A 21,786-nucleotide genomic window follows, 5' to 3' on the forward strand; every position below is an offset into this window, starting at 1 on the left:
GCACGGCGGTCCGGGTGGGCACGGCGGTCCGGGCGGGCACGGCGGTCCGGGCGGGCACGGCGGTCCGGGCGGGCACGGCGGTCCGGGCGGGCACCCCGGTGGTCACCCGGGCGGTAACAACCAGGGCGGCTCGAACCAGGGCGGCTCGAACCAGGGCGGCTCGAACCAGGGCGGCTCGAACCAGGGTGGCTCGAACCAGGGTGGCAGCAACCAGGGTGGCTCGAACCAGGGTGGCTCGAACCAGGGTGGCACCAACCAGGGTGGCGGCAACCGCCGCTGAGGGCACGTAGGTCCGGGGTTCGTCGTACCCGTACCGGAAGTGGCCGGCGATTGGTCTCCGCCGGCCATCCCTCCCACGCCGGTGATGCGGGGGACGGGCTCCGGACCTACGGAATCACCGGGGGCTGCCGCGCCGAAAACGCCGCGTGCTGGCGGTCTGGTCTCTAGGCTCGAAACGGCTCGAAACGGGCCAGGAACGTCCGACACGGCGGTTCTGCCGCCGAATATATAAAGGGATGCGCCCGGCCGGCTGGGGGGCAGTACCGGCCGGGCGCACGTCTCATCGGGTCGCCATGATCAGACCTGCGGGGTCCAGGCAGACCAGTTCCAGAGCGCGGGCGATCAGGGCGGGGTCGTAGGTCGAGGCGTGGAAGACCGCCTCCAGGTGCAGGACACCGTTCATCTCGCTGGTGGTGAGGGTGATGCCCTCGGGGCCGTTGAGGGTCGGGACGCTGAGGTTCATCCGCCACGCCGGCTCGACCGTCCAGGGCAGGTCGCTGAGCATGTCGTGCCGGCCCTGGTTGCTGAAGGTGAGCCGGGGGCGTGGGCGGGTGGTGACCTCGCGGGGATACGGGCCCGGCATCCCGGGCGAGCCGGCCACCAGCATCTTTGCCTCGCGCAGGAACATCATCCCGAGGATGCGGCCGGTGGCCAGTTCGGCCTTCAGGGTCTGGTGGATGGCCAGCGGGTCGAGCAGGCTCGGCGGGCTCAGGTACGGGCCCATGCAGAAGTTGCTGTCGATGCTGACGTCCTTGTCGAGGTAGCGCCGGCCGTCCGCGAGGAACGTGGCGCCGCTCAGGTCGGGGTTGAAGCCCAGGTCGGCCAGTGCCGCGGTGAACGCCGCGAAGGTGATCGCCGAGGTGGTCACGCCGGGGGCGTAGTCGTCGCGCCAGCGCCGCATCTGGCCCAGCACCCGGCCCGAGCGGGCGGTGCGGACGGTCAGGTTCGGCGCCCACGGACGCATCGCGGGCGTCTCGTGCACCGGCGGCTTCGCGAAGCTCAGGCCCTGCAACCACTTGGCCGGGCTGATCCCGAACGTCTTCCACAGCGCCTTGAGCAGCGCGGTCCGGTGCCGCTTCGACGGTTTGATCACCGCGGGCCGGCGCTCGTACGCGGCCTGCACCAACTCGTGCAGCAGGGTGTTCACCGGCCCGGCGTCGCCGTACGCGTGCGACACCTTGAGCGCCACGTAGCCGGCGCCGATCACGACCCGCACCGGGTGGTGGCCGCGCGGCTCGGCCTGCAGCCGCCGGGTCATCTCGTCGAAGTCGATCGACCAGTCGCCCAGGTCGGTGACCGCTTCCTGGACGTAGGTGCGGAACGCCTCGGCGCTGAGGTGCTCCCAGCGGGCGCCGGACCGGTCCAGCCGGGACACCGCGCGGTGCGTCGGGTCGGCGGCGTGCAGGCCGATCAGCGCGTTGCGCATGCCCTCGACCGTGACGCCGTAGACCGGGCCGATCGTCCGGATGTACTCCAGCGGCAGCCAGGCCCGCTCGTGCAGGGTCAGGCTGGTGGTCGACACGAAGTCGGCGCGCTCGGAGGTGCGGCCGAAGACGACCTTGAGCACGATCGGCGCGACCAGCACCGCCTCCACGGCCATCACGATTGCCACGTACGTGACCAGGTCGTCCAGGCCGCCGGTGGTGCCGCCGTACCAGGCCGCGAGCAGTTCGGTGGCGCCCGCGAACAGCGAGAAGATGCCGGCTTCGCGGACCCGGCCCTTCACCCGCGAGATGGCCAGGAAGAAGTGGTGGAAGACGAACGGCACGTAGGTGAGCGCCAGGATGGCCAGCGCCGAGCCGGCCGTGGTCGCGTAGCTCTCGCCGAACACCGACATGATCGGCTCGGCCAGGTACATCACCAGCAGGGAGGCCGGTACGCCGCCGCCCAGCGCGAGCAGCAGGCCGACCCGCACCTTGGACCGCAGCGCCGCCTTGTCGCCGCTGGCCACCGCGAACAGGGTCAGCGCGATGTTGGCCGGCACCATGGCCAGGAACGACAGCACCATGAACGCGGTGTAGAACGACGCGTTCGCCTCGGCCGACAGCACCGCGGTGACGACCAGCGGCAGCGCGGCCCGGGGCAGGTAGGTGGCGAGGTTCAGCAGGTTGTGGTCGAAGGTGGCCCGGCCGCGGCCACGCAGCAACGCCATCCGCGGGCGCAGCGTGTCGATCATCCGGCGCCGGCGCAGGGCCCGGCCGAGCACCGCGGTGGACAGCACGATGCCGGCCACCCAGGTGAGCAGCAGAGAGCTTCCGGTCATCGCGAACGGCGACAGGGCGAGCGCGCCCAGCAGCACCAGCTTGATCACCGAGAACCAGGCGTTGCGCATCAGCTGCAGCGGGCCCTGGAGCAGACCGACCAGGGCCTCGTCCAGCACCAGCGTCATGGCGTTCAGAGCGATGCCGACGACCAGCAGGGCGGTTCCGGGTACGCCGCCGAGCGCCTCCCTCAGCTCCGGCACCGCGAAGTGGGCGAGGGCCACGTAGATCACGCCGCCGACCGTGGCGGCACCGCCCGCGACCAGCAGGCAGGTGGAGATCAGCGCCCACTTGGGGCCGCGTAGCCGGGGTAGATCGGAGATCAGCATGGTGCCCATGCCGAACATGCCGATCGTGCCGATCAGCGTCATGGCGGACACCGCCGCGGACGCCTGGCCGACCGCCTCGGCCGGTGCCGTGCGCGCCGCCACCCACCAGTAGGCGAACCCGAACACCGAGGTGATCAGGGTGGTGGCGATCAGCGAGCCGGCGTTCAGGAGCAGGTCGACATGCCCGCGCAGCTTCGCGAACAGTCCGTGTCCGGACTCGCGCCCGGACTCGCGGTCGGGCTCGCGTTCGGGCGGCGGAGGCCCATACTCAATACGCTGCGTTACAGCGTCGGTCGCGGTCACACAGCCTCCCCCCACGTTTGACGATCAAAACGTAGTAACTCGTCGTAATTGGGGGCTACGGGAGAGCGGCCCAAGTCAGGCGCACTGTCCGGAGTGGAGGCTGGGCGTGCCGGTGGCTATCGGTAACCGTTCGGATGATCTTTGATGAGCTTGAGGTCCCAGGCGTTATGTCGGATCTCAGGCGCAACAGCCGTTAGTCGTGACGGTCGGTAAGGTCAAACATCACAGCCAGCCTGCCTTTTTCAGCCGCCAGTAGACGCCGCCGACGACCACCAGAATGACGAGGATCACTGCGGGGAAGCCGTACGGCGAGTTCAGGCCCGGGATGTGCGCGAAGTTCATCCCGTAGATGCCCGCGATCACGGTGGGCACCGCCGCGATGGCCGCCCATGCCGCGATCATCCGCATGTCGTTGTTCTGGTCCATCGAGACCTGCGCGAGCCGGGCCTGCAGGATCGAGTTGAGCAGGTCGTCGAAGCCGGCCACCCGGTCGACCGCCCGGGCCAGCCGCCCCTGCACATCGACGAAGTACGGTCGGAGCCCCGGCGGCGCGCCGGCCACGTCGAGCAGGTCGGCCAGCGGTTCCTGCAGCGGCAGCACCGCCCGCTTGAACTCGACCATCTCGCGTTTGAGCTGGTAGCAGTGCGAGATGCCGGGGGTGCGCTCGGTGGCGAACGTCTCCTCCTCGAGCCGTTCCAGGTCGCGTTCCACGGCGGCCGCCACGGCCAGGTACTCGTCGACCATCCGGCTGCCGATCGCGTAGACCACCGACCACGGGCCCAGCCCCAGCACGGTGGGCCGTTTCTCCAGGTCCTGCCGTACGTGCCAGAGCGCGCCGGCGGCGCCGTGCCGCACGGTGATCACGAACCACGGGCCGACCAGCACGGTCACGTCGCCGGTGTCGACCACCTCGGAGGTGGCGGTCAACTCCTCGTGCTCCACGTAGCGCGCGGTGCGGAAGACCAGCCGGGTCACCTCGCCGATGGTCTCCAGAGCCGGCCGGTGCCCGCCCTCCACGCTCTGCTCAACGAGCAACTCGTGCAGGTCGAAGACCTCGGCGATCGACCGCATGGTGGCCAGGTCGGGCTCATGCAGGCCGAGCCAGACGAACCCGTCGCGGTGCCGGCGGGCCTGCCGGGCGGCCTCGGTGTAGTGCTGGAGGCCGCCCCGGCGGGCGCCGGCGAAATAGGCGCCGCAGTCGACAACGGCGTCGGGATTGTGCCGCCGGGGGCGGGGAGCGGCCGAGCGGTGCGGCCGCGGTGCCAAGCCCTCGATCAACTTGCGCCATCCGAACATGCGCCGACCGTAGCGGTCAGGCGCTCCTGCGCATCGCGCGCACGCCGACCAGCAGGCCGAGGGCGGCGACACCGGCGGCGGAGAGCAGGCCGGTCACCGTTGTCGACGCCCACAGGTCGCCGTTGAACAGGGCCCGCTCGGCGTCGACCACGTAGCGCAGCGGGTTCCAGGAAGACAGCGTGCGCAGCCAGCCCGGGCCGCCGTCGAGCGGGAGCAGCACACCGGCCAGCAGCAGGATCGGGAAGAGGAGGGTCTGCTGCACGGTCCAGAACAGCCATTCCTGGTGCTTCGAGGCCAAGGCGAGGGTGTACGAGAGAGCGCCCAGCCCGACGCAGAAACCGGCCAGGATGAGCAGGCCGAGCAGGGTGCCGGCGACATTCAGGCGATAGCCGAACGGGAGGCAGACGACCACGATCAGGGCGGCCTGGGCCACCATCGGGACGATCTCCTTGAGCGCCCGGCCGACCAGCAGCGCCGGCCGCCGCAGCGGGGTGACCAGCATCCGCTCGTGCGAACCGGTCTGGATCTCGAACAGCAGATTCGACCCGGTCATCGACGCGGCGAACAGGCAGGACATCACGACGATGCCGGGCACGAACCACTGCAGGGCGTCCTCGCCGGGCAGCAGCGGGGCGAAAAGTGCGAGGAAGACCAGCGGCTGCACCATCGAAAAGACAATGGTGAACGGGTTGCGCAGGGTGGGCCGGAGCTCCCGGCTGAACACGGTCAGGGTGTCGGCGATCATTTCTGGGCCTCCGCTTCTGCGCCGCCTTCGCGGAGGCTGCGACCGGTGAGTTTGAGGAAGACGTCGTCGAGGGTGGGGCGGACCACTTCGATCTCGGCCGCCGGGGTGCCGGCGGTGCGCAGGGCGTCGAGGATCGCGACGGCCTTGCGGGCGGCGCCCTCGGTGTGAACCTGGAGATGCCGGCCGGTCCGTTCCAGGTCGCCGTGGCCGTCGAGCTGCCGGGCGGCCGCCGTGGCGTCGGATTCGGTGTCGAAGCCGAGCCGGATGGTGTCGCCGACATGCTCGGCCTTGAGCCGGGCCGGGGTGTCGTCGGCGATGATCCGGCCGTGGTCGATCACGATGACCCGCTCGGCCATCGAGTCGGCCTCGTCCAGGTAGTGCGTGGTGAGCACGATGGTGGTGTCCCGGTCGGCGCGCAGCTTGAGGATGTGATCCTGCAGGTTGGCCCGGTTCTGCGGGTCGAGCCCGGTCGACGGCTCGTCGAGGAAGAGCAGTTCGGGCGCGTGGATGAGACCCATCGCGATGTCCAGCCGCCGGCGCTGCCCGCCGGAGAGCGTGGCCACGGTGCGGTCGGCCACCTCGTCCAGCCCGAGAGAGGAGATCAGCTCGGTCGCGCGGGCGCGCGAGTCACGCACGCTCATGCCGTACGCCCGGCCCTGGCTGATCAATTCGTCGCGTCCCCGCTGGCTGTGGCCCGCCCCGTTGCCCTGCCCGATGTATCCGATCCGCAGCCGCACGTCGCGCTGCCGGCGAACCACGTCGAACCCGGCCACGGTCGCGGTGCCGGCGGTGGGCGGAATCAAAGTGGTGAGCATCCGCAGCGTCGTCGACTTGCCGGCCCCGTTCGGCCCGAGCAGGGCGACCAGTTCCCCGCGGCCGACCGTGAGGTCGATGCCGTCGACGGCCCGGACGTCCTTGAAGTGCTTCGTCAGACCTCGTGTCTCAATCATGGAACCGACGCTAGGGTGCGTTGCGGACAGTTTCTGACCTCAATGCGGCGGAGTCTGAAGTCATGGCGAACACGAGTGCCCGGATGCTGCGGCTGCTGTCCCTGCTGCAGACCCACCGTTACTGGCCCGGCTCCGAGTTGGCGGACCGCCTGGAGGTGAGCCCCCGAACCTTGCGGCGCGACGTCGACCGCCTGCGCGACCTGGGCTACCCGGTGGACGCCAACCGCGGCGCCGCCGGCGGCTACCAGTTGCAGGCGGGCGCGGCGGTCCCACCGCTGCTGCTCGACGACGACGAGGCGGTAGCCATCGCGGTCGGCTTGCGAACGGCCGCCGCCGGCGCCGTGGCCGGCTTCGAGGAAACCTCGGTAAGAGCCCTGGCCAAGGTCATCCAGTTGCTACCCCCACGCCTGCGCCGCCGGATAGACGCGTTGCGGGCCGTGACGGCCCCCGGCGCCTTCGGCGGCGGCCCGGTCCTGGACGCCACGGTGCTGACCACGATCGCCCTGGCCTGCCGAGGCGAGGAACGTCTCCGCTTCACCTACACCGCCCGCGAACGCGAAGCGGCCCCCCGCCACGTAGAACCCCACCGCCTGGTGAGCCTGGGCCGCCGCTGGTACCTGGTCGCCTGGGACCTGGACCGAGCCGACTGGCGCAACTTCCGGGTGGACCGCCTGTCAGAGCCGACGTTGACGGGAGCCCGCTTCCGCCCACGAGACATCCCCGGCGGAGACCCGGTGGCCTGGCTACGCTCCCGGATGGCCGCCATCCCCACGCGCTATGAGGTATCGGTCCGCCTGCAGACCCCACCCGACCGCGTCCGCGCGGTGGTCGGCTACTGGGGCACGGTCGAACCCCTGCCACCCGCCGCGCCCGCCATGTCCGCCCCCGCCATGTCCGCCCCCGCCGCCCCCGCCGCGCCCGCCCCCGCCGCGCCCGCCCCCGCCGCGCCCGCGCCCGCCGGGCAGGCTTCGCCTGCGCCGGAGTCTCCCGAATCCGGCGCCGCCGAACTGACCGCCTGCCGGCTGCGGATGAATGTGGACGACCTCTCCTGGCCCGTCATGGTGCTCGGGGTGTTGGGCGTGCCCTTCACTATCGAGTCACCGGACGAACTCCGCGACCACGTCCGCTCGGCCGGCGAGACGCTCCTGCGCGGCGCGGCCTGACGTCCGCGCCCGCACCGCCGCGCCCGCGCCCGCCCGGCTGACCGCGCCCGCCCGGCTGACCGCGCCCGCCCGGCTGACCGCGCCCGCCCGGCTGACCGCCCGCGCCCGGCTGACCGCCCGCGCCCGGCTGACCGCCCGCGCCCGCCTGACCGCCCGCCTGCCTGACCGCCCGCCTGACCGCCCGCCTGCCTGACCGCCCGCGCCCGCCTGACCCGGTCTCCTCCTGTGTCGCGCAGGTCAGGCACGGTTTAGACGGATCGGCGCCCCCGTGGCGCCGATCCGCATGAAGAAGGTATCCACGACGTACGACATTTCTCGGTCAGATATCGCCCCCGGCTTATATTAGATTTCACGAAACTAAGGACCCGTGGATACTGGCCCTCGTGAACCCGCTGCCGCTCTCCGTCGCCGACCTCGTACCGCTCAAAGATCAGGTCAAATACCTGCTTTTCTGGGGTCACCGGCCGCAACCGGACGGCAGCGTCGGCGCCGGTTGTCTTAGTCAGTGGTGGCCGGTCGAGTTCACTGTGGACGGCGTGCGGTTTCGGACGGCCGAGCATTACATGATGTGGCGCAAGGCGCTGCTTTTCGGCGACCGGGAGTCGGCCGACCGGATCGTCGCCGCGAAGCATCCCCGGGACGCCAAGATGCTGGGTCGTGGGGTGGCCGGGTTTGACGAGCAGACCTGGGTGGACCGCCGCTTCGAGATCGTCGTCGAGGCGAGTCGGCAGAAGTTCGGCCAGAACCCCGACCTGCGCACCTGGCTGCTCGGCACCGCCAACCGCGTACTCGTCGAAGCTAGCCCCACCGACCGCGTCTGGGGCATCGGCCTGGCCGCCTCCGATGAGCGCGCCACCGACCCGGCCCGCTGGCGCGGTCTCAACCTGCTCGGCTTCGCCCTGATGCAGGCGCGCTCCGAATCAGCCGGCTGACCGGGCCGCGCCGGCCAACCGCACCACCTGCTCGGCCGTCAGCGAGCGCGGCCCGATCAGCTGAACGGCCGTGCCGTCCTCAAGGGTCGCCTGGACCAGCCAGAACCCCGTCGAGCGCACCAGGCGGGCCGGCCGGCCGTTGACCGTCACCCGTTCGACCTGCTCGAAGCCCTCGACGTCCGGGCCCACGGCCGGGTCCACCGCATTCAGGCGGGACAGGCTCAGGTCGTCGGACGGGCGGTCCGGGTTGCGGTACGTCACGATCGTGCCGCCGGACTTGAAACCGCTGAGCCGCCACCCGTCCGGCACCAGGCTCAGGAACAGTTTGACCCCCACCCGCTGCGGACGGTCCTGCACCTGCGCGGCCAGCGCGCGTACGGCCTCCTCGGTGGCATAGCGATCGTTGCCCACCAGGACCAGCCACTCTCCTGGCCGCCGTTCCCAGGTCAGCTGCACGCTGGGGGCATCGCCCCCGATCCTGCCGAGGCGCGCCGGCCGGCCGTCCACCGTGGTGGCCGAGCCGAAGCCGTCCCGGGCCTGGTCCGCGTCGGTGGTGGTGAGGACGACGTTGACCGCGGTGTAGACGGCGATCAGCGGACCACCCGGATCGGCCGTGAAGGTGACCGCGCCCAGCCCGGGCAGGCGGTACGGAAATTCGGGCGCACCGGCCGCCACCAGCCGTACCGGTCCGGTGGGCGTGACCCCGACGACCGGTGGGCGTTCGCCGTCGCGGGAAGTCACGACGATCCCACCCAGCACGAGCGCGACCAGGCCCAACCCCGCAAGAGCCGGCCGCAGCACCAAGAAGGGCCGCCGTCGCATGCCACCGAGCACCTTCGCCCGTGCCGCCGCCAGCGCCTCGTCGGTGGCCGGTGGCGCGTCCGGGCCGTACCGCCGCAGGAGTTCGATCTCGTTCACATCTCCTCCTCGGGGAGCGTCGGAATCTGGGTGACGGCCAACATCTCGCGGGTCTGCCGCCGGGCCCGGCTGAGGCGGGAACGGACCGTGCCGATCGGGATGTCCAGGGTCACCGCGATCTCGGCGTACGTCAGCTGTGCCCAAGCCAGCAGCAAGAGTGCGTCGCGGTCACCCGGCTTGAGCGACGCCAAGGCCGCGGCCAACTCGGCCCGGACCGCCCGCGCGTCGATCCGCTCGGCCGAGGCGTCCGCGAAATGCGGGCCGGGATCGTCCTGTCGTGCGGCCTTGGCCAGCGCGCGGTACCGGCGTTCCTCCTGGCGCAGGTGGCGGCGCAGCACGTTGGTGGCGATGCCGAACAGCCACGGCCGCACCTCGAGGCGCAGCGGCTGGTAGCCGGACCGCTTCCGGAACGCGATCAGGAACGTCTCGGCGAGCAGGTCGTCGGCCGCCGAGCCGATCCGCCGGGCCAGATAGTGGTACACCGCCGCGGCGTGCCGGTCGAACAGCGGCGCGAATTGTTCCGGCTCGCGCACCGACGCGCGGATCAGGTCGGCGTCGGCCACGGCCTCGTCGAGTGGGGTCACGCCCGTTGATGCCCGATGCCGCGGATGCGGTTCACGGCCGATCACGGATGGCAGAGTAGGCAGCATGACCACCCTGGGCGCCATCGCGCTGCCGCGTAACCCGCCGGAACTCCTCCGGGACATCGCCCGCACCGCCGACCGCGCCGGCCTTGAGGAACTCTGGCTCTGGGAGGACTGCTTCCTCAGCGGCGGTATCTCGGCGACCGCGGCCGCCCTGGCCTGGACCGACAACCTCCGGGTCGGCATCGGGATCATGCCCGTTCCGTTCCGCAACGTGGCCGCCTGCGCCATGGAGATCGCCACGCTGTGCCGGATGTTCGGCGACCGGGCGATGCCCGGCATCGGCCACGGCGTCCAGGACTGGATGGGCCAGGTGGGGGCTCGCCCGGCGTCGCCACTCACGCTTTTTAGGGAGTACGCTGCGGCGCTGCGCTCGCTGTTGCACGGCGACTCGGTGACTACTCAGGGCCGGTACGTGAATTTGGACGCCGTGCGCCTGGACTGGCCGCCCGCCCAGCCGCCGAAGATCTACGTGGGCGCGACCGGCCCGAAGACGCTGGCGCTGGCCGGCGAGGTGGGCGACGGCACCATCCTGACCGGCGGCACGTCGCCCGCCGGGGTCGCGAAGGCCCGTGGGCACATCGCCGCGACCGGCCCGCACGAGCTGGTCGTGTTCGTACCGGCGGCGTTCGGCCCCGACGGCGCGTCCCGCCTGGCCGAGCAGCAGCGCGCGGAAAAAACGGACGTTCCCGGCGTGTCCGGCTCGCCCGCCGAGATGGCCGAGGCGCTGCGGGAGTACGTCGCGGCCGGCGCTACCAGGCTGATCCTGCAACCGGCCTTCGACGAGCCGGACCCGGCCGGCTTTGTGGCGCGCGTCACGGAGCTGCGTCCCCTGCTCGACTGACCGACGCCGCGCTGCCCCGTACCGGATCTGCAGTTTGGATAGCCTCGGCCCCGAATAAGTTGATCATTTACTGGGAGGGCGTCGTGACCCGCTTCGTGGCCATCGGGGACAGCTTCACCGAGGGGCTCGGCGATGCACAGCCGGACGGTTCGGTGCGCGGCTGGGCCGACCTGGTGGCGGCCGGCCTGGCCGCCGGCCGGAAAGAGACGGTCCAGTACGCGAATCTGGCCATCCGCGGCCGTTTGCTGGAGCCGATCGTCAATGAGCAGTTGGAGGCCGCGCTGGCCCTGTCGCCGACACCTACCCTGCTCACGCTGAACGGCGGCGGCAACGACATGCTGCGCCCCGGCGGCGACATGTCCCGCCTGGTCAGGCTCACCGAGCACGCGGTACAGCGCTGCGCCGAGGCAGGCGTCCGGATGGTCCTGCTGACCGGCGCCGACCCGTCCGACCGCCTCCCGTTGGGCGCGATGATGCGCCGCCGTGGCGAGGCGCTGACCCAGGCGGTGGCCGACATCGCCACCCGCTACGACATCACCCTGGTAAACGTCTTCCACGACCCGGAAATCCGCCGGGCGGGCTACTGGTCCCCCGACCGCCTGCACCTGAACACCTGCGGCCACCGCAGAGTGGCAGGCTTGGTGCTGACCGCCCTGGGCCACGAAACAGCAGCCCACGTGATCGACCCGGGCCCCGTGGAGTCCCGGCGTGTGCTGGCCGAGGCCCGCTACTACCGCGAACACGTCCTACCGTGGGTGAACCGCCGTTTGAGGGGCCGCTCCTCAGGCGACAACCGAACCGGCAAGTACCTCAATTGGGTGGCCATCGAGGCCACCCAGCCGTCCGACCAGCCCACCACCGAGGCCGTTTAGCCGGCTTCCGGGGGGTGTCGAGGTTCGCGCTCCCTTCCCGGACGGCCGAATCACGACGACCGCCGAAGCCGCAGGCGCCCCGGCATCGAGGGCCATGCCGTACCCGACAGACGTTGACCGTGGCCGGTGGCCTTCCCACCATGATCCGCCCCGCCGGGCAACGACAGCGAATCGTGGCTCGGACACCACCCGCTTCGGTGGCGTCCGGGGTCAAGGTCCGGAGCCGGGCCTCCTTCGCCGTCGAGTCCGACCGCAACCCGTGGGTAATACGCGCTCGTCCAGGCCCTTTGCCGCGGACGTCACCTTTGGCACCCGTCCGCGACGCGATGTTGTCGATCTGCTGTCGGGGTTGACCGCTCGACTATCGCCATTGTCCGTTTGCGTGGGTTATGCGCGGCGATCGCTGCGGGCGCGGTGGGCGTGTGGGTGGTCGCGCAGCCGGCGGCGTGCGTGGGTGGCCGGTCAGGCTGGGGTCAGGAGGCGTTGGCGGATGTGGTCGTGGTGGAGGACGGCGCCTACGCGGAAGCGCTTGGTGCCGATGATCGCGAAGCCGTGTTTGGCGTAGAAGTTGGCGGCTCGGTGGTTTTGCTGGTTTACGCCCAGCCAGCAGGTGTCGGCTCCGGTCGTGGCTGCCTCCGTCAGGGTTGCGGTCATCAGGGCTGCGGCGGTGCCGGAGCCGTGTCGGTCTGCGGACACGTAGAACTTGCTCAGTTCGATGCTGGTCTTCTCGTCGACTACGGCGGCCACGTCGGGGTCCGCTATCGGGCCGGTTACCAGCATCGAGTAGCCGACGGGGGTGTCGTCGGCCGCGGCGATCAGGAGGATCCGGTCGGGGTCCGCCAGATAGCGCTCAAAGGCCTCCCGGGACAGGTGTCCCGCAATGAACGCATCGATGTCGGTCTGCAGCGTGCCGGGCGGGCAGGCCAGCCCGAAGGTCTGTGCCGCCAGGTCGTGCAGCAGGCCGGCGTCGGCGAGATCCGCTCGACGGGTCGTGATCCACATGGAAAGACAGTTTAAGGTTTCACCCGTGCGTGCTCTCACGATGCGACAGCTCGGTGATGTCATCCCCCTTCCCGTGTCGGTGCGGCCCGACCCGTCCGGAAACTTCCGGATCGAGCCAGGCCTGGCGGTGAGCACCGTCCCGGCGGCCGCTGGCGTCGCCGAGCAGCTGGCGGAGCTGCTGCGACACGCCACCGGACTGCCGGTCCCCTTGGCGGACGGTGGTTCGGTGCGAATTCTGCTCGGGGGGTACGACAAAAATCCGGAGGCCTACCGCCTGGAGATCACGGCCGACGGTGTCACGCTCAGCGCGTCCGCCAACCGCGGCCTGTTCGCCGGCATCCAGACGCTGCGCCAACTCCTACCGCCGACCGGCGGCGCCGGTCTCACCGCTGAGGTGGTCCTGCCCGGCGGAACTATCGAGGATGCGCCGCGATTCGGGTACCGCGGCACGATGCTCGATCTGGCCCGGCATTTCTTCCGCCCGGACGAGATCAAGTCCTACCTCGACGCGATCGTGCAGTTCAAGATCAACCATCTGCACCTGCATCTCACCGACGACCAGGGCTGGCGACTGGAGATTCCGGGCTGGCCGCGGCTCACCGCGATCAGCGGCGGTCCGGGCACCGGCTGCGACGGCGAGGGACCGGGGTTCTTCACCGCTGATGAGTATCGCGACCTGGTCGCGTACGCGGAAAGGCTTTTTGTCACGATCGTGCCGGAGATCGACCTGCCCGGGCACGTGAACGCCGTGCAGGTGGCCTATCCCGAGCTGACCCGGGATGGCATGCCGGTGGGGCCGCGGACCGACGCCGAGGTGGGCTACAGTTCGCTCGTCGCTGGCAAAGAGGAGACGTACGCGTTCGTCGAGGACGTGTTACGCGAGGTGGCCGCACTGACCCCTGGGCCATACCTGCACATCGGCGGTGACGAGGCGTTCTCGACGCCGCCGGAGGACTACCGGACGTTCCTCGAGCGGGTGCTGCCCATGGTGGGCCGGTACGGCAAGAGAGTGATCGGCTGGCACGAGATGGCGGCTGTCGAGCTGCCGGCCGACGCGATTGCTCAGTATTGGCGGATCGAACCCGCCGAGGACGGTGTGGCGCGGGCGGCGGCCCGTGGTCATCAGGTGATCATGTCGCCGGCGGATCGCGTCTACCTCGACATGAAGTATGAGAAGAGCACCCGGCTCGGGCTGGACTGGGCGGGCCTGGTCGGTGTGGAGCGGTCATACGACTGGGACCCGGCGGACCGGCTGCCCGGCGTGGGCGAGGAGTCAGTGCTCGGCGTTGAGGCGCCGCTCTGGTCGGAGACGCTGCGGAGCATGGCCGACGTGCAGTACATGGCGTTTCCGCGGCTGGCGGCTGTCGCGGAAGTGGGCTGGACGCCGCGCGCCGCACGGGACTGGCCGTCGTTCCGGCGGCGGCTGGGCGAGTTCGGCCCGCGATGGGCAGCGCAGGGGATCAACTTCTACCGATCCCCGGAGATCGACTGGCCGGAGTAGGGGCCGGCGCCCCGCCGGCCGGGTGGCGGTCCTGTCGGCTGGGTGGCGGTCCTGTCGGCTGGGTGGTGCCCCGTCGGCTGGGTGGTGGCCCCGCCGGCCGGGTGGCGGCCAGCGCCCCACGGCCCACTCGAGAGCTTGCCTGGACAGCCACCCGACCGGCGATCTTGACGCCGACACCACCCGCGCCGGCGGCCCGCCTCGCCGCAGCTGAACGGCCGCGCAAACTGCCGATCATGTCGAGTTCGTGTTCCGGCGCAACTGTTCCGGCGCAACAGCGATTCAACAAGATCCACCGTTGCCGGGCGGAATGGGCAGTATGCGAACCTGCGCGCCGAGCAATCCCGGAGCGTGGAAGATGGTTACCGCGATGCGGGACCCCGGATCGCGAGGCCCTCGACCCCAGACGCTGATCTACCCGACGACGATCAGCGGGCCGCTGCGCACCCGAGCCGGCACTCGACCAAGATCAATCGACAGATCCTGCGCCGGCAAATAGTACTCAAGCCGCCCCAACCGCTGCACCAACTCACCAAGCAGCGCAACCGTGATATTCTCCCCGGGACACCGATGCCCGGTCCGTGGATCGCCGCCGCCCTGCGGGATCAGCTCGAACTCGCCGATCTGCCGCCTCAGGAAACGCTCCGGCCGGAACTCGTACGGCTCCGGCCACACCCGGGCGTCGTGGTGCTGCCCGTACACATCCAGCAGCGTGAGCGCCCCCCGCCGGATGTCCACCCGCTGAATGTGCAGGTCACGGGCCGCCCGTGCCGCCAGAAACGGCACGAACGGATAGAACCGCCGCAACTCGTGCACAAACGCCAGCGCGAAGTCATCGTCCGTCAGCCGCGCGCGATTGCCCGGCCAGCGCTCGAGGGCGTGCGCCGCAAACGCCACAAACCAGGTCACCGCCGTCGCGGGCCGGATGATGTTCAGCAACTCCACCGCCGCGGTCCGCGCATCCAGCAGACAACCGTCCGCGGTGTGATGGGCAATCGCGGACAGCGCACTCGGGAGCGGCTCCTCTCGGCGTACCGCCTCAATCAGCTCGGCCAGACGCCGCTCCTGACGCCGTCGCGCCAGGCGGGCCCGCGCATGGCGCGGTCCGAGGGCGACCGAGCCATCGACCATGGCGATCATGTCCCGGGCCTGCGCGATTCGGTCACTCTCGTTTTCCGGTACGCCGACCCAGCGCGCGACGGTGGTCGCGATGACCTCGGCCGTAGCGTCGAACAGCGACACCGGCGGACCGCCCCGCCAGCCATCGGCGGCCTCGTCGAACGCCTCGCCGACCATCTTCGCGAGGATGTCGACGCCATCCTGCATGAGCAGCGCGACGAACAGGGCCTTGCGCGCCTCGTGGGCCTGGCCGTCCAGGGTGTGCACGGCGCCGCGGCCGAACAGGGTGTCGAGGACCGGGCCGGGGATGGCGCCGTGGCGCTCGAAGTTGCCTTTCTCATAGAAGAACTGGGCCGCCGCCGGTCCGCCCAGCGCGACCGCGGGCAGCCCCAGCAGACGAATCGGGACGGGCCGGCCGTGGGTGCGCCGGCGCAGGTCGGGCAGCCAGGCATAACCCTTGATCGGGGCGGTGAGTGCCTGATCGAGCAGAGGCATGGCCTTGCGTATCCCCTCCGGTGACGGCGCGAATCCGGCCCACAAAACTTCCTTAATTCTTCCCGGCGGCGGACTCCGCGTCTGGAGTTTCTGTCGGTGCCCCGCTCTACGCTTGCCCCGTCCCAGATTCACCCGAACCAACGGAGGTCGGTGTGCGCGACGGCAAAGGGTCGGCGGCGTCCGCCGGTGCGCTGGCCGGCTTCCTGGCCGTGGCCTGGCTTCAGGTCCTCGGCGCGCTCCTCGCGGTCCTGCTCGTGCTCTCCTTCCTGCCCGGCTCCACCGCGGTCCGGGTGGCCGTCCCGCTGGCCATCGCCACGGGGGGCATTTTGTGGTACGCGACGGCACGTGCGCTCCGGCTGCGGCGTCCCTCGCCCGCCGGTGTGCCGGTCACCAGGACAGACGCGCCCGGCCTCTGGCAGATGGTGGACGACGCCGCCACCGCGGCGGGAGTCCGCCCGCCGCACGGCGTGACCGTGGTGGCCACCGCGACCGCGACCCTGATCGAGCATCACCGGCTGACCGGCCTGCTCGGCGGCCGTCGCGAGCTCTACCTCGGGTTGCCGCTGCTCCAAGCCTGGGATCAGCCGCGCCTGCGCGCCGCCGTCGCCCACGAGCTGGCGCACGGTTCGTCCCGGCTCGGCCTGTTCGCCCCGATGGCCTACCGCCTGCGGCTCGCGCTCGGCCGCATCGTGCCGCGCATCCCGCGGCGCAACCCGGCCGGTCCGCTGCTCCGGGCCTATGCCCGATGGGCCCGGCGGGCCGACGCGCCGTTCGGCCGCCGGCAGGAGCTGCACGCCGACCGGGTCGCGGCCGAGTTCGCCGGTGCCCGGGCGGCCACCGAGATACTGCGTGACGGGCCCGCGTTCGAGACGTTCCAGCAGCTGTTCTACACCGAATACCTCAGTCCCGGATGGCAGGCCGGCTTCGTGCCGGACGACGTGTTCGGCGGCCTGCTGCGGGTGCTGGCCGCCCGCGAGGACGACCTCGAGGTGCTCCGCCTTCAAGATCCCGAGCCGCCGGGGGAGTGGGACGCCCACCCGCCGCTGGCCGAGCGGGTCGCGGCCCTGGCCGACCTGGTCACCGAGGGGCCCGAGCCGGGTGAGCGGCCGGCCGCCGCGATTCTGGTGCCCGACCTGCCCGGCCTCGGTCGCGCCCTGCAGGAGGTGGCGTTCCCGCCGGCCGGTCGCGCGGTGGTCGGCTGGGACGAATTCTTCGGCGCGGCCCGCATCGCCGAGATGGAACGCGAGGCCGACGCGTCCCTCAAGGCCATCGCCCGGGTTGCCGGCACGCCGGTGCACAGCACGTCCGACGTGCTCGACCTGGCCGCCGACGGCCGCCTCCGCAAGGTGGCCGAGACGGTCTTCGACGACCTGCCCGCCGACGAGACCGCCGGCCGCATCACCGACCTGCTCAGCCTGCTGTTGGCGCTGGCCGCCCTGCACAGCGGCGTGGCGCGCTGGCGGCACAGCTGGACGGGCGCCGCCGAGCTGGTATCCAAGAACGGCGCCTTCCTCGACCTGGGCGGCCTCGCCGAGTTGGCCGCCGACCCGGCCACGGTGAGCGAGGCGCGCCAGCACCTCACCGTCCTGGGCATCGATCTGTCCACCGCCGGCGCCGCCTCCGGCCGCCCGCCGGCCCGCGTCCCGGTGATCGGCGGCGTAGTCAACGTCCTGGTCGACGGCGTCCGCACCGACCTCCTGATCGTGGAGACCGGTCTGTTCCTGGTGCCCGGCCTGCCCCGCTCCCGCACCGGCGAGGCCAAACGCCGCCTCAGCCGCCTGGCAGCCGACGGCGTCCTGGCCGACGGCACTCCCGCCGGCGCCGCACCGACGCACGCCGCCGCCCCAGTAACCGCGCCCCCGGCCTCCGCCGCCTCCTCCTCCGCCTCCGCTGCCACCCTTGCCTCCGCCTCCGCTGCCGCCGCCTCCGCCGCCTCCTCCGCCCCCGCTGCCGCCCCGGCCGCCGCAGCCCACCCGGCCAGTCCTGCCCAGGCGATGCCGAGCAGCCGTTTCGTCCCCTTCGCCGACGTGGCGGGCGCCTCCGTCTCCCGAAACGGCCGCCGTGCCTGGGAGATGAACCTCCGCGACGGCGCCACCTTGAGCGTCCGCACCGCCCTGGATTCCGACGAGCTACCCGGAGGTTGGACCGCCCTGGACGACGCAGTCGCCTTCCTCGCCAACACCCGCTAACCGACCCCGACCCCGACCCCGACCCCGACCCCGACCCCGACCCCGACCCCGACCCCGACCTGCCGCGACCTGCCGCGACCTGCCGCGACCTGCCGCGACCTGCCGCGCTGCCGCGACCTGCCGCGCTGCCGCGAGCCCGTCCCGGCGATGGCGCCGGCAGCGGGCGCACAGGCCGGTCCCGGCGGTGTGCGCTGGTGGCGGGTGGGGCTGCGGATGGGACGCGGGTGACAGATTGTGCTGATTCCGGCGTGGGTGGGTCTGAACCCGGCGGGCTGGGTGGGCCGTGCTCTATGGCAAGCACCGTCTCATCCCTGACGAATGAGCAACCGCAGCGTCACCTTCGGTCACAATGGCCTCAGTGGTTGTTCGCTAAGCGTTTTCCGAAATGGGTAGATGGGTGCTTGCAAACAGCGGATGATCGCCTTGACACGGGGGAGGTCGCTGATGGATCGGGGACCTGTGGCGCTCTTCGGGGCGATCGTCGCGGTGGGACTCGGGCCGGCCATGTGGTTGGGCGCCCAGTTCGGCAGCATCGAGGTGGATCCGTCGCGCCCGCCGGCAATTGTGGGTGAGCCCAATTCCGCGCCGGACCAGCTGGTCGGCGGTGCCGGCGCCGCGGATGCTTCCAGCGGCGATGACGCTGTCATCAACGGCACCCCGCAGTCCGAAGCGGTCCCGGCCAGGACCACGACCAGCCCGCCCCGCCGCCGCGCCACCGCCAGCCCCACCGCCACCGCGGCCACGTCGAGCCCGACGCCGACACCGACGCGCAGCACCGAGGCGCCGACGACCCCGCCCACCGGGTCGACTTCGTCTCCCGCCACCCCGCCGACCGGTGGCACCAGCAGCCCCACCCTCCCGCCGGAGCCGCCGGTCGAGCCGGCCCCGCTGTCCAACATCCCGAAAGTCGATCCGCTGTCGGAGACGGTTCACGGCTGACCGTCGCTCTTAACCCGTCACGGCGTCAGGTAGGTTGCGGCGAGCCCGCGGGCCGTTTCGGCCATCTGGGTACGCAAGTCTTCCGGAGCGAGAACCTCGGCATCGGCGCCCAGCTTCAGCAGTTCGATGTGGCCGTGCCTGACCGACTCGATTGGGACCGTCGTGGTCAGCCAGCCATCGGTGTCAGGCGGGCCGGCCGACTCGCGGGCCACCCGGGCCATCTCCGGCGGGAACAGGAACGCCGTGCGTTTCAGGGCCTGTTCGGTCATCCGCACGGTGGCCGTGCCGGTATAGACGCTGCTCTCGTAGCGTTCGGTCCACTCGTGCCACCACGACGCCAGGTCGAAATCGCCGGGCCGCGCCGCGGGGGTGTCCAGGACCTCGGCGTCCAGGATGTTCGCCACCCGGTAGGCCGTGGTGCGGTCGTCGACGGCGGCCACCAGATACCAGCGGCCGGCCTTCAGCACCACGCCCAGCGGGTGCAGCGTCCTGGTGACCTCGCGTGGCGCCTTCCATCGGCGGTAGCGCAGGGCTAGCATCCGCGCACTCCATACCGCGTCGGCAACCGTGGACAGGTACGGGGTGGGCTCGTCGGCGCGGAACCAGCCCGGCGCGTCGAGGTGGAATCTCTCGCGTACGCGATCTGCTCGGTTTGCCAACTCACCCGGCAGCGAAGCACGCAGCTTGAGCTCGGCAGCCGCCAGCACCGAACCGAGGCCCAGCTCGGCGGCCGGACCGGGGATGCCGGCCAGGAACAGGGTGCCGGCCTCGTCGCCGGTCATGCCGGTCAGCCGGGTTCGGTAGCCGTCCAGCAGCTGGTAACCACCGGCCGGGCCGCGATCGGCATAAACCGGCACGCCGGCGGTGCCCAGGGATTCCACGTCGCGGTAGACGGTGCGTACCGAGACCTCGAGCTCGTCGGCGAGCTCGCGCGCCGTCATCCGGCCCCTGGTCTGCAACAGCAGTAGGAGCGAGACGAGACGAGATGCGCGCACCCCGGCACAGTAACCCCGGTCCGGACACGATGAAGGGGAGCCGAAGCTCCCCCTCGAAAGGTGATGCTGCTGCTCAGAGTTCGGAGATGCGCTTCAACAGGTCGCGGTAGCCGCGCAGCTCGACCCGCAACTGCTCGGTGTCCTCGGAGCCGGCCGCGAAGGCGTTCTTCTTCTCGGTGAGCGCCGCGGTTACCGCCTCGACAGCCTCGGTCACCAGGGCGGCGGCCTGCGCGGTCGCCTCCTTGGGGCTGTCCACGAACGTCAGCTGGATCTCCCGGAACCGTTCGGCGAAGCTGTCGCCGTCGGCGAACAGCCGATCCACGTCGGGCGCGGGCACGCTGCCGGGGGTGGCAGCATTTACGGGTACGGGTGCCACGACCGGCTCGGCATTGTCGAGCGACTCACCGGTGGTGGGGTCCACGGCCGCCGGCACGTCCACATCAGACTTGTCGGACTTGTTCAGGTCGTCGCCGGTGGCGGGGTTGACGGCCACGGGGCTGTCAAAGGTGCCCTCGTCCTTGAGCGCGTCGTCCTTGAGCGCGTCGTCCTTGAGCGCGTCGTCCTTGAGCGCGTCGTCCTTGAGCGCGTCGTCCTTAAGCGCGTCGTCCTTAAGCGCAGAGTCCTTGGAGGCGTCGCCTTCGTCCGAATCCACGCCCTTGTCTGAATCCACGTCCGACAAATCCGATTTATCGGTCTTGTCCAGGTGATCGCCGGTGGCCGGATCGACGGCCTTGGGGCTGTCGAAGGTCCCGTCGTCCTTGAACGCGTCGTCCTTCGAAGCGTCATCGTGAGCGGTGCCGTCGTGAGCGGTGCCGTCGTGAGCGGTGTCGTCGTGAGCGGTGTCGTCGTGAACGGTGTCGTCCTTGACCGCTGCAGTGTCCGCCGAGGTGTCGTCCCGGAAGGCGTCGTCCTTCACGGAGTCGTCACGGAACGGGTCGTCCTTGAGCGAGTCGTCCTTGGCGGCGTCGTCCTTGAGGGCGTCGTCCTTGAGGGCGTCGTCCTTGACCGTGTCGTCCCGGAGCGCGTCGGCCGGGGAATCGTCCCGGACCGACTCGGTAACGGTTCCGTCCGGCCCATAGGTGGTGGTCGTGCCCCGGTCCTTGTCCGAGAACTCCGCCTCCGGCGCCGCCGGTGAGTCGCTCCACGGCGACCCGGCCCGCTGCTGCGGCACCGCCACCGGGTCGGACGTCACCACATCGGAGCCACGGTCACGGCCATGGTCGTCGTCGGGGTTGTCTTTCGGCTCGTTGGAGAAGAACTTCATGGTCGATGGCTCCTCAGCGGCTGGTGTCGGGCGCGGCGTCGGTCTTCTCGTCGGCGGGCGTCCGGGGAGCGGGCGCCGCCGCCTTCACGTCGGTGCTGTCCGGGCTGGCGGCAGCACCATTGTTCGGAACCGGGTCGGTGCCCAGGAGGTCGGCGAAGAGCGCCCGATAATGCACCAGAGCCTGCCGGAGGTCCTCCGTGCTGGCCGATCCGTCCCGGTTGCGCTCGCTGATCTCGTGGGCGTCGCGGTAGTGCTGGAGCGTGCTGGCGTGCTCGACCGAAAGGTTGGCGAGCCGCTCGTCGTACTCGCCGGTCGGGTAACCCCGCTCGGCGATCAGCCGGGTGACCAGGTCGTCGGCGGTGCTGACGGCCTCGGCCGGGTTGTCCACGAACTGGATCTGCACCTCTTCCCAGGCGGCAGCGTACTTCGACTGCGACTCCGGTGACAGCTCCTTGAGCTCGAGGTCGGCATGCCGCCGCTCGCGCTCGCGCAGCTCCTTCTCGGCCTCGGTCCGGTTGCCGGTGTCGGCGACCACCCGGTCGTACTCGGGTCCGAAAGTGCTCTGCAGCTTCTTGCGCCGCCCCGCCTGCACGCCGACGAAGATCGCGGCGACGACCACCAGGACGAGGATGATCAGGACGATGGTGAGTGTGGGGGACATCGGCCTCCTCCTTCTTCACCGTCGGTATTCCCACTGACCGCCTCTCGCCAATCCCTTTCACCCGCCCGTACCGAAAAATCGCTGGAAG

Annotated in this window: 19 protein-coding genes; 8 read left to right on the top strand and 11 right to left on the bottom strand. The window is 70.9% G+C overall.

The features are described from left to right. On the top strand, positions 1-280 hold a 280-nt coding region (locus Ari01nite_RS38520), incomplete at its 5' end, for a hypothetical protein (RefSeq protein WP_203787930.1). A gap of 279 nt (positions 281-559) precedes the next feature. Here the strand turns inward: Ari01nite_RS38520 and Ari01nite_RS38525 are convergent. The 4 genes from Ari01nite_RS38525 to Ari01nite_RS38540 form a co-directional block, all read right to left on the bottom strand. Further along, positions 560-3,172 (bottom strand): lipopolysaccharide biosynthesis protein, encoded by a 2,613-nt coding sequence (locus Ari01nite_RS38525; protein ID WP_203787932.1) that lies wholly within the window; start codon positions 3,170-3,172, stop codon positions 560-562. Between the two features lie 222 nt (positions 3,173-3,394). After that, positions 3,395-4,468 (bottom strand): magnesium and cobalt transport protein CorA, encoded by a 1,074-nt coding sequence (locus Ari01nite_RS38530; protein ID WP_203787934.1) that lies wholly within the window; start codon positions 4,466-4,468, stop codon positions 3,395-3,397. 16 nt (positions 4,469-4,484) lie between these two features. Then, complete coding sequence (locus Ari01nite_RS38535; RefSeq protein ID WP_203787937.1) at positions 4,485-5,213, bottom strand: ABC transporter permease; 729 nt, start codon at positions 5,211-5,213, stop codon at positions 4,485-4,487. Next, positions 5,210-6,163: an ABC transporter ATP-binding protein gene (locus tag Ari01nite_RS38540; RefSeq protein ID WP_203787939.1), complete on the bottom strand. Its 954-nt coding sequence runs from the start codon at positions 6,161-6,163 to the stop codon at positions 5,210-5,212. The genes Ari01nite_RS38535 and Ari01nite_RS38540 overlap by 4 nt, the downstream gene beginning before the upstream one ends. A 62-nt stretch (positions 6,164-6,225) precedes the next feature. Between Ari01nite_RS38540 and Ari01nite_RS38545 the strand changes: the two genes are divergently transcribed. Further along, positions 6,226-7,326 carry a helix-turn-helix transcriptional regulator gene (locus Ari01nite_RS38545; protein WP_239163382.1) on the top strand — a complete coding sequence of 367 codons (1,101 nt, stop codon included), beginning with the start codon at positions 6,226-6,228 and terminating at the stop codon, positions 7,324-7,326. Between the two features lie 383 nt (positions 7,327-7,709). After that, positions 7,710-8,258, top strand: coding sequence for a riboflavin biosynthesis intermediates N-glycosidase (ybiA, locus tag Ari01nite_RS38550; protein ID WP_203787941.1), 549 nt, complete (start codon positions 7,710-7,712; stop codon positions 8,256-8,258). Here ybiA and Ari01nite_RS38555 read toward each other — a convergent pair. Together Ari01nite_RS38555 and Ari01nite_RS38560 are read right to left on the bottom strand one after the other, a co-directional pair. Next, on the bottom strand, positions 8,247-9,176 hold the full coding sequence (locus tag Ari01nite_RS38555) for a hypothetical protein (protein ID WP_203787942.1): 930 nt from the start codon (positions 9,174-9,176) through the stop codon (positions 8,247-8,249). The genes ybiA and Ari01nite_RS38555 overlap by 12 nt on opposite strands. Then, complete coding sequence (locus Ari01nite_RS38560; protein WP_239163383.1) at positions 9,173-9,760, bottom strand: RNA polymerase sigma factor; 588 nt, start codon at positions 9,758-9,760, stop codon at positions 9,173-9,175. Before Ari01nite_RS38560 ends, Ari01nite_RS38555 begins: the two co-directional genes overlap by 4 nt. A 64-nt stretch (positions 9,761-9,824) precedes the next feature. On the opposite strand from Ari01nite_RS38560, the gene Ari01nite_RS38565 reads away from it, so the two are divergent. Further along, positions 9,825-10,664, top strand: coding sequence for an LLM class flavin-dependent oxidoreductase (locus Ari01nite_RS38565; RefSeq protein ID WP_203787947.1), 840 nt, complete (start codon positions 9,825-9,827; stop codon positions 10,662-10,664). Positions 10,665-10,747: 83 nt separating this feature from the next. Then, positions 10,748-11,536, top strand: coding sequence for an SGNH/GDSL hydrolase family protein (locus Ari01nite_RS38570; protein WP_203787950.1), 789 nt, complete (start codon positions 10,748-10,750; stop codon positions 11,534-11,536). A 462-nt stretch (positions 11,537-11,998) separates the two neighbouring features. Here the strand turns inward: Ari01nite_RS38570 and Ari01nite_RS38575 are convergent, their stop codons facing one another. Next, complete coding sequence (locus tag Ari01nite_RS38575) at positions 11,999-12,577, bottom strand: GNAT family N-acetyltransferase (protein ID WP_239163384.1); 579 nt, start codon at positions 12,575-12,577, stop codon at positions 11,999-12,001. Between Ari01nite_RS38575 and Ari01nite_RS38580 the strand changes: the two genes are divergently transcribed. After that, entirely contained in the window at positions 12,564-14,039 is a 1,476-nt protein-coding gene (locus Ari01nite_RS38580) for a beta-N-acetylhexosaminidase (RefSeq protein ID WP_239163385.1), read from the top strand. The genes Ari01nite_RS38575 and Ari01nite_RS38580 overlap by 14 nt on opposite strands. Positions 14,040-14,450: 411 nt before the next feature. On the opposite strand, the gene Ari01nite_RS38585 is transcribed toward Ari01nite_RS38580, so the two are convergent. Next, a complete protein-coding gene (locus tag Ari01nite_RS38585; RefSeq protein ID WP_203787957.1) occupies positions 14,451-15,650 on the bottom strand; it encodes a cytochrome P450 in 1,200 nt (399 codons plus the stop codon). 152 nt (positions 15,651-15,802) lie between these two features. Between Ari01nite_RS38585 and Ari01nite_RS38590 the strand changes: the two genes are divergently transcribed. Further along, positions 15,803-17,839, top strand: a complete 2,037-nt coding sequence (locus tag Ari01nite_RS38590; protein ID WP_203787959.1) for a M48 family metallopeptidase — start codon at positions 15,803-15,805, stop codon at positions 17,837-17,839. A 444-nt stretch (positions 17,840-18,283) separates the two neighbouring features. Beyond that, positions 18,284-18,778 (top strand): hypothetical protein, encoded by a 495-nt coding sequence (locus Ari01nite_RS38595; protein ID WP_203787961.1) that lies wholly within the window; start codon positions 18,284-18,286, stop codon positions 18,776-18,778. A 17-nt stretch (positions 18,779-18,795) separates the two neighbouring features. On the opposite strand, the gene Ari01nite_RS38600 is transcribed toward Ari01nite_RS38595, so the two are convergent. From Ari01nite_RS38600 to Ari01nite_RS38610, 3 genes are all read right to left on the bottom strand, one after another. Beyond that, a complete protein-coding gene (locus Ari01nite_RS38600) occupies positions 18,796-19,773 on the bottom strand; it encodes a helix-turn-helix transcriptional regulator (RefSeq protein ID WP_203787963.1) in 978 nt (325 codons plus the stop codon). A 73-nt stretch (positions 19,774-19,846) separates the two neighbouring features. Beyond that, on the bottom strand, positions 19,847-21,037 hold the full coding sequence (locus Ari01nite_RS38605) for a midas domain-containing protein (protein WP_203787965.1): 1,191 nt from the start codon (positions 21,035-21,037) through the stop codon (positions 19,847-19,849). A gap of 13 nt (positions 21,038-21,050) precedes the next feature. Continuing rightward, positions 21,051-21,698 (bottom strand): hypothetical protein, encoded by a 648-nt coding sequence (locus tag Ari01nite_RS38610; protein WP_203787967.1) that lies wholly within the window; start codon positions 21,696-21,698, stop codon positions 21,051-21,053. Positions 21,699-21,786: the final 88 nt, after the last annotated feature.

Source organism: Paractinoplanes rishiriensis, assembly GCF_016862375.1.
Lineage (GTDB): Bacteria > Actinomycetota > Actinomycetes > Mycobacteriales > Micromonosporaceae > Actinoplanes > Actinoplanes rishiriensis.

Coding starts and splice junctions, on each gene's coding strand:
- Ari01nite_RS38545 (WP_239163382.1), top strand. CDS start 6,226: ATGGCGAACACGAGTGCCCGGATGCTGCGGCTGCTGTCCCTGCTGCAG.
- Ari01nite_RS38595 (WP_203787961.1), top strand. CDS start 18,284: ATGGATCGGGGACCTGTGGCGCTCTTCGGGGCGATCGTCGCGGTGGGA.
- Ari01nite_RS38605 (WP_203787965.1), bottom strand. CDS start 21,037: ATGAAGTTCTTCTCCAACGAGCCGAAAGACAACCCCGACGACGACCAT.
- Ari01nite_RS38585 (WP_203787957.1), bottom strand. CDS start 15,650: ATGCCTCTGCTCGATCAGGCACTCACCGCCCCGATCAAGGGTTATGCC.
- Ari01nite_RS38540 (WP_203787939.1), bottom strand. CDS start 6,163: ATGATTGAGACACGAGGTCTGACGAAGCACTTCAAGGACGTCCGGGCC.
- Ari01nite_RS38610 (WP_203787967.1), bottom strand. CDS start 21,698: ATGTCCCCCACACTCACCATCGTCCTGATCATCCTCGTCCTGGTGGTC.
- Ari01nite_RS38565 (WP_203787947.1), top strand. CDS start 9,825: ATGACCACCCTGGGCGCCATCGCGCTGCCGCGTAACCCGCCGGAACTC.
- Ari01nite_RS38530 (WP_203787934.1), bottom strand. CDS start 4,468: ATGTTCGGATGGCGCAAGTTGATCGAGGGCTTGGCACCGCGGCCGCAC.
- Ari01nite_RS38535 (WP_203787937.1), bottom strand. CDS start 5,213: ATGATCGCCGACACCCTGACCGTGTTCAGCCGGGAGCTCCGGCCCACC.